Annotated in this window: 1 protein-coding gene; it reads left to right on the top strand. The window is 66.6% G+C overall.

Translation table 11 applies throughout. From position 1 onward, the window contains the following. Nucleotides 1-134: 134 nt before the first annotated feature. Nucleotides 135-689: AAC(3) family N-acetyltransferase (locus tag EXE44_RS17125; RefSeq protein WP_241991872.1), on the top strand; the 555-nt coding region annotated here is incomplete at its 3' end.

The raw sequence follows: 689 nt of genomic DNA on the forward strand, positions 1-689 counted from the left end.
AGATCGTAACTAGGCCGCGGAACCGTGACGACCGAGTATGACCGTTGTGCGTGTCGCCCGGGGTCGGACCGAGACAACTGTAACTGAGCGACGCCGCGGGTCCGGCGAGACTGACCGACCCGGCGCGAACTGACATGCCGTTCGAACCGCTGTCGGACGCGAGCCGGGCCGCGAACCTGGTCAAACACCAGGCTCTCAAGCGGCTCAACCGGCGACGGAGCACGTCTGCGGTCCCGCCCGCTCGGTTCGAAGAGCTGCTCGACTACCACGGCGACGGGCACTCGAAAGCGTTCGTTCACGTCGGGCTGAGCGACGTGAAACAGGCGTTCGGGACCGACCCGTACGCGTTCCTCCGGTCGACGCTGAGCGACCGCTTCCGGAGCGTGCTCGCGCCGGGGTTCACGGACTACTTCGCCACGTCCGGGGTGTATCACAAGGAGTACTCCCGGCCGAAACACGGGACCTTCGGGCCGCTGTTCCTCCGGGACGCGGACTACCGGACCGACGACGCGATGAAGTCGATCCTGGTCGAGGGGCCGTACCGCTTCGACGGCTGCCGCCACTCGGACAGCTACCACGAGGACGGCTGCTTCGCCCGTCTCGTCGAGGAGGACACCCTGATACTGGACGTCGGGACGCCGTGGCTTACCTGCTCTCACCTCCACCACTTCGAGAGACGGCTCGACCTC

Origin of the sequence: Halorubrum sp. SS7 (assembly GCF_005435055.1) — an archaeon.
Lineage (GTDB): Archaea > Halobacteriota > Halobacteria > Halobacteriales > Haloferacaceae > Halorubrum > Halorubrum salinarum.